General features: G+C 40.7%; 6 protein-coding genes and 1 other RNA gene. All 7 read left to right on the forward strand.

What is annotated here, in order from left to right:
- The first annotated feature begins 358 nt into the window (after positions 1-358).
- The 7 genes from secG (at position 359) to ssrA (ending at position 5,997) form a co-directional block, all read left to right on the forward strand.
- Positions 359-589 (forward strand): preprotein translocase subunit SecG, encoded by a 231-nt coding sequence (gene secG, locus ABDZ53_RS01910; protein WP_343753425.1) that lies wholly within the window; start codon positions 359-361, stop codon positions 587-589.
- Positions 590-752: 163 nt separating this feature from the next.
- A complete protein-coding gene (locus ABDZ53_RS01915; RefSeq protein ID WP_343753427.1) occupies positions 753-1,496 on the forward strand; it encodes an alpha/beta hydrolase in 744 nt (247 codons plus the stop codon).
- A gap of 2 nt (positions 1,497-1,498) precedes the next feature.
- On the forward strand, positions 1,499-3,820 hold the full coding sequence (rnr, locus tag ABDZ53_RS01920; protein ID WP_343753429.1) for a ribonuclease R: 2,322 nt from the start codon (positions 1,499-1,501) through the stop codon (positions 3,818-3,820).
- 15 nt (positions 3,821-3,835) lie between these two features.
- Positions 3,836-4,300 carry an SsrA-binding protein SmpB gene (smpB, locus tag ABDZ53_RS01925; RefSeq protein ID WP_343753431.1) on the forward strand — a complete coding sequence of 155 codons (465 nt, stop codon included), beginning with the start codon at positions 3,836-3,838 and terminating at the stop codon, positions 4,298-4,300.
- A 141-nt stretch (positions 4,301-4,441) separates the two neighbouring features.
- A complete protein-coding gene (locus ABDZ53_RS01930; protein ID WP_343753433.1) occupies positions 4,442-5,122 on the forward strand; it encodes a histidine phosphatase family protein in 681 nt (226 codons plus the stop codon).
- Between the two features lie 77 nt (positions 5,123-5,199).
- Positions 5,200-5,427, forward strand: coding sequence for a hypothetical protein (locus ABDZ53_RS01935; RefSeq protein WP_343753435.1), 228 nt, complete (start codon positions 5,200-5,202; stop codon positions 5,425-5,427).
- A gap of 203 nt (positions 5,428-5,630) precedes the next feature.
- Positions 5,631-5,997, forward strand: a transfer-messenger RNA (tmRNA) gene (gene ssrA / locus ABDZ53_RS01940).
- Positions 5,998-6,126 lie beyond the last annotated feature (129 nt).

The raw sequence follows: 6,126 nt of genomic DNA on the forward strand, positions 1-6,126 counted from the left end.
TTAACACAGGTATCGGTCTGTTCTTTTTTCACTCGCTTCACCTCTATCACGAATACAAACGTGTGTTCTTGTTGTTAACTTTAGTATATCACTCCGTCAACGGAAAGGCTAGAGAAATGTACACTTATTTTTAAAAGAAAAAGAAGACAAAACAAGCAGACATTTATCTCCATTTACGCTCTCATCCCACGATTAAAACCGTGGGCTTTCACGCTTGATAGTTCTGTAAGCGAAAATAGTCAAAATAACTAATACGATGCATGGTATGTCACATTTAATTCTTTTAAGAACTAGATATTGAGCCAGACTTATGCTATATTTAACGGTAGGAGATTTATATGAAGGGGGTACCTGTTTCATGTACGAAATTTTACTAACATTGATGTTGAGTTTATCTGTATTCATTATAATTGTAATCGCTATGCAACCAACAAAAACACAAAGTGCATCAAATGCGTTCTTAGGTGGCGCTAGTCAGTTATTCGGCAAACAAAAAGCACGCGGATTTGAAGCTGTTTTAATTAAAACAACGATTGTCAGCTTGATTTTATTCTTTGTTTTAGCCTTTTTACTTACTCGTTTCTTCTAAAATGAATTAAAAAATGAAGTACCCCTTTTTGTTCTCTGCTTACAGAGGATAAGGCAGGGGTACTTTTTCTCTATCTAAGATTTAGAAACATTGTGTTTTGGTATTAAATAAGCTGAAAATACGGTAAAATAGAAGAGACGATGAAGGGAGATAGAAAGATATTATGAATAAAAAAGATTTATTTTACGAAAATGGCTCACGAGCTGTCTTGTTATTTCATGCTTTTACCAGTAATTCAAAAGACATGTTAAGTTTAGGACGAGCATTAGAACGAGCCGGTTATACGGTATACGCTCCTGTCTTTTCTGGCCATGGCACGGGTGACCCAGATGATATTTTCGATTATGATATGAGCGACTGGGTACAAGACGGAAGAGAGGCTTTGGCCTTCTTAAGAGAAAAAGGATACGAGGAAATCGCTATATTTGGCCTATCTTTAGGAGGGATTGTAGCGACCACCTTACTCTTAGAAGAAGAAGTCAAAGGCGGAGGGATATTTGCCTCTCCAGTGATTGCTAAGTATTCTTCTAACGTTCCAGAAAACTTTATGATTTGGTATGAATCCATGAAGAAACAGGAAGGCTACTCAAAAGAAGAAATAGCTGGTTTGAAAACGTCAGCTGAAGTGAAATTACAAACCGTTTTAGACAGTATAAACGAACATGTTTCTTCAATAGAAGGCAGCTACTCTCGCTTAGACAAGAAAATCTTTATAGCCCAAGGGGATAAAGATGAAATGATTGATAAACAAAGCGCTGTTGATTTTAAAGACGCATTAACACAAGCGGATGTTGATTTCCACTGGTATGATAACGCGCCACACGTCTTAACAACTGGAAGAATTGGGAAAGAATTACAAGTGGACGTGTTGTCATTCCTCTCATCACTCGATTGGAATGGAGGCTAAGTATGAGTAAAGAAAAAGACAAAGAAATAAGAGAGTTGAAAAAACAGATTATAGACTATATGGAACACGATGCCCAAGGCCCTGTTGAAGTCAATGAAATCAGTCAAAGCTTAAATAAAACAGGATCTGGGGCTTTTAAAAAACTAGTCAAAGCCATTGCGGAATTAGAAAGAGAAGACCGCATTGTATTGATGAAAAGCGGAAAGTTTAAACTAAAAGAATCAGCTAACTTGCTGGAAGGAAAATTCTTCGGCAGTGACAGAGGCTTTGGTTTCGTGGCGGTTGAGGATTATGAAAAAGACTTATTTATTCCACCAAATGAAACCAATACAGCTTTGCACGGGGATATGGTAAGAGTCGAATTAACTAAAGAAGCCGATCCAAGAAACGATAAAGGTCCTGAAGGCCGAGTCGTTGAAGTCGTTGAACGGGGCAGTCAGTATATCTATGGGGAGTTTACACCGTACGATGATAACGAAGTGAAGGAAACAGGTTTTTATGGGTATGTCACACCCAAAGACAAGAAGCTCCCGGATGCCCTGATCCAAATTGAGGCAAAAGGCTTGAGACCAGTCGCTGGTACCATTGTTCAAGTCGAAATAACAGACTACTCTGGCATTGAATCCGGAAATGACTTTGTGGGGATTATCAACCGTACCATCGGACACAAAGACGAACCGGGCATTGAGATTCTAACCATTGTTCATAAATACAATATTCCTTCTGAGTTTCCAGAAGAAGTCGTGAGAGAGTCTGAAAACGTTCCGGACTTCATTTCCGAAGAAGACACCAAAGGGCGAAAAGACTTACGCGATGAAGTCGTTCTCACCATTGATGGAGAGGATGCCAAAGACTTAGACGATGCCATCCAAGTGAAGAAGCTGGACAACGGCAACTTCTATCTAGGCGTCCATATTGCTGATGTGAGCCATTATGTCACAGAAAACAGCGCAATGGACCAAGAAGCCTATGAACGCGGGACAAGTGTGTATTTAACGGACCGTGTGATTCCGATGCTTCCCCAGCGCCTGTCTAACGGCATCTGTTCCCTTCATCCGAATGTGGACCGCTTAACTTTAAGTTGTGAAATGGAAATTGATTCCAGTGGGAAAGTAGTGGATTATTCTATTTCACCAAGTATCATCCGTTCGAAGTACCGTATGACGTATGAGGCAGTGAATAAGATTCTCATGGAAGACGACGAAGAAACCAAAGCAGAGTATTCTGAAATTGTGGACATGTTTAAGCAGATGGAAGAATTGCATAACATTCTAGAGAAAAAACGCGTGCAAAGAGGGTCCATTGACTTTGATACCCGTGAAGCAAAAATTGAAGTGGATCCTGAAGGGATGCCCGTTGATATTTTTGTCAGAGAACGAGGTGTCGGTGAGAGAATGATTGAATCCTTCATGCTTTCAGCGAACGAAACGGTTTCTGAGCACTATACCAATCAGGACTTGCCTATTTTATACCGGATTCACGAGCAACCAGATGAAGGCAAAATGCAGCGCTTCTTGGAATTTGTCACAAGCTTTGGTATCACAGTCAAAGGCACAAAGGATAACATTAGTCCAAAAACATTGCAGGCCGTAATAAATGAAGTTAAAGGGGAACCGGAAGAAGCGGTTATCAGCATGCTTCTCCTTCGGTCCATGCAGCAGGCGAAATATGATGTGACACCGGTTGGCCATTACGGCTTAGCGGCTGAGCATTATTCTCATTTCACGTCCCCTATTAGACGGTACCCAGACCTGGTCTTACATCGCTTGATTCATTATTATAATGAAGTGGATCGCTCCAGTAAAGCCAAGAATAAATGGAATGAACGGTTACCAGAGATTGCGGAACAGAGCTCCGTCACCGAACGTCGGGCAGTGGATGCCGAAAGAGAAACAGATGAAATGAAAAAAGCCGAGTACATGCAGACGAAAATTGGGGAAACTTTCGAAGGGGTCATTGTTTCAGTAACAAACTTCGGTATGTTCATTCAGTTACCCAACTCAGTCGAAGGACTCGTGCATATATCAAATATGACTGACGATTATTATGAATTCAATGACCGCAGCATGCTCATGATAGGCACCCGTACGGGGAAAGTTTATCGTATCGGTCAGTCCGTTGAAGTGAGAGTCACCTCTGCCAATACGGAAACCTATGACATTGACTTTGAATTAGTAGAAGACGAGACGGCCCCAACGGACAAACCACAAAAGGGCAAGTCGTCTAAAAAGAAAGGGAACCGTAACAGAGGAAAGAAACAATCCGATGCTCCTTTTAAGAAAGACAAAGGAAAAAGAAAGACTAAGAAACGAAGAAAACGATAGAAGAGGGGGTATTATATGCCCAAAGGAGAAGGCAATTTAATTGCCCAAAATAGAAAAGCCAGATATGAGTATACGATTATTGATACAATCGAAGCGGGGATTGTTTTGAAAGGAACAGAAATCAAATCGATTCGCGCGGGACGGATCAATCTAAAAGATGGCTACGCAGGCATTCGAAACGGTGAAATGTGGCTGTACAACGTTCATATTGCTCCATTCGAGCAAGGGAATCAGTTCAATCATGACCCGGTCAGAACGCGTAAACTACTCATGAAGAAAAAACAAATTGACCGATTAGTGGGAGAAGTAAAGCAAAACGGAGTCACTCTCATCCCGTTAAAGGTCTATATTAAAAACGGGTTTGCGAAAGTCTTAATCGGATTAGCCAAAGGGAAGAAGCAATACGATAAGCGTGAAACGATTAAACGCCGCGACCAGGAACGTCAACTGAGACGAGCCGTTAAAGATAATTATCAGTAAAACTCGACGCATGTGTTCAACTTAGCTTACGCTATGTTTGACACATGCGTTTTTTTATTAGAGCTGTGTAATGTTAGTCGCTTATATATAGCGTGTTTGATAGAATGGAAAGAGAGATTTTAAAAGAGAGGGTTTTATACAATGGAAAACAAAGGTGTAACAATTTATTTCGTCCGTCATGGGGAGACGTATTTCAACTATAACGGACGCATGCAAGGATGGAGTAATACACCCTTAACCGAACATGGAAAAGAAGACGTGAGACGGTGCGGACGAGGCTTATCTGATGTCCAATTTGATGCCGTCTATACGAGTGACTTGTCTCGTACACAAGAAACGGCGTCACTCATTTTAGAGGAAAATGGCCAGCTGGATTCGATGGAAATGATTCAGATGCCAGAATTCCGTGAAGTCTTTTTCGGCTCTTTAGAAGGGGAATTTGGGTCCGTAGCGTACTCACAAGTCGCTGAACACTTGGGATATGAAAACAGTAAAGAGATGTTCAGACACACCACCGTCCCTGAGCGAATGAACGCCTTCCGCGATATCGATTCAGAAAAACACGCAGAAGACTTTATGATGTTCTGGTCACGCGTCGAACAAGGGTTAATTCAACTGATTGAAAAGCACCGTGATACGGGAGAAACCATATTACTGGTGGCTCACGGAGGAACAATCCGCTATATTTTAGAGAACTTAATACCAGAACTGGTTAATCCAAAAGCCTTACTCAACGCGAGTGTTTCTGTCGCCAGATACGAAGACGGATTATACCACTTGGAACGTTACAATGATGTGTCTCATTTTAGAGACGAAGCTTAAAAACTTAAGAAGTTATTTTTAAGTTGTGTACAAATGATAGTGGTGGTTAACACGGATAGAAGAGAAGGGGGTCGAATATGACTGACACAGAAGATAAAGATAAACAATTAAAAGAAGAAGAGGGCAATGAAAACTCACATGTCGCTTATGGTGTGGCTTTCGGTTTATTAGGTGGAACGATAGTGGCTTCTCTTGCTGGTCCCTTATTTAACACACCACTCGTTTGGGCCTTTGGTCCTGGATTCGGCATGTTGATTGGGATTGTGATTGCTTCGGTAATGGATGCAAATAAAGATAAGGAATAAGAACAATAGACTAACTTGTATAAAGTAAAAGGACTTCTGTTAAATGGAAGTCCCTTTACTATAGGTTAAACATAGCTACAAATAATCGAACTCCAAATGATATCTAGAGTTAACAACTTACAAAAAGTTAGCGTAAATACTTTTCAAAGACACTCACTTATGCTATACTGTGTATAGAGTTAAGAAAGCTCTACTTTTAATTAGGGGTTGTTACGGATTCGACAGGCATAGATTGAGCTTGGGTTGCGTTCTGCAGGTTACGGCTGCATACCAACGTTACAGTTAAATTATAACTGCAAACAATAATAATAACACTTACGCTTTAGCTGCGTAAAAACAGCTTAGCGTGATCCGACCGGCATCGCCCATGTGCTCGGTATCGGGTCCTATAATAAGTGGGATACGCTTATTCTTTCCGTCTGTAAGAATAAGAAGAGATTACCAGACTAGCAACGCACGACGCCTGTTTTACGGCTAATGCTTAGCGAAATCTAAATGGTAAAACTATGAACGTAGATATCTAAGTGCCAATGTGTCTGGACAGGGGTTCGACTCCCCTCAACTCCATTATAGCTTTACTAAGGTTTCCTAACAGCTTCTAAACGCTGGTAGGAAGCCTTTTTTAATAGTATGGTTCGGGTGTCAAAACCCAAAATTTTAATCATTTAAAGTTTCTACTCGAACTAAATAATCAAAAGT

Source organism: Alkalibacterium iburiense, assembly GCF_039521845.1.
GTDB lineage: Bacteria > Bacillota > Bacilli > Lactobacillales > Carnobacteriaceae_A > Alkalibacterium > Alkalibacterium iburiense.

Coding starts and splice junctions, on each gene's coding strand:
- secG (WP_343753425.1), top strand. CDS start 359: ATGTACGAAATTTTACTAACATTGATGTTGAGTTTATCTGTATTCATT.
- ABDZ53_RS01915 (WP_343753427.1), top strand. CDS start 753: ATGAATAAAAAAGATTTATTTTACGAAAATGGCTCACGAGCTGTCTTG.
- rnr (WP_343753429.1), top strand. CDS start 1,499: ATGAGTAAAGAAAAAGACAAAGAAATAAGAGAGTTGAAAAAACAGATT.
- smpB (WP_343753431.1), top strand. CDS start 3,836: ATGCCCAAAGGAGAAGGCAATTTAATTGCCCAAAATAGAAAAGCCAGA.
- ABDZ53_RS01930 (WP_343753433.1), top strand. CDS start 4,442: ATGGAAAACAAAGGTGTAACAATTTATTTCGTCCGTCATGGGGAGACG.
- ABDZ53_RS01935 (WP_343753435.1), top strand. CDS start 5,200: ATGACTGACACAGAAGATAAAGATAAACAATTAAAAGAAGAAGAGGGC.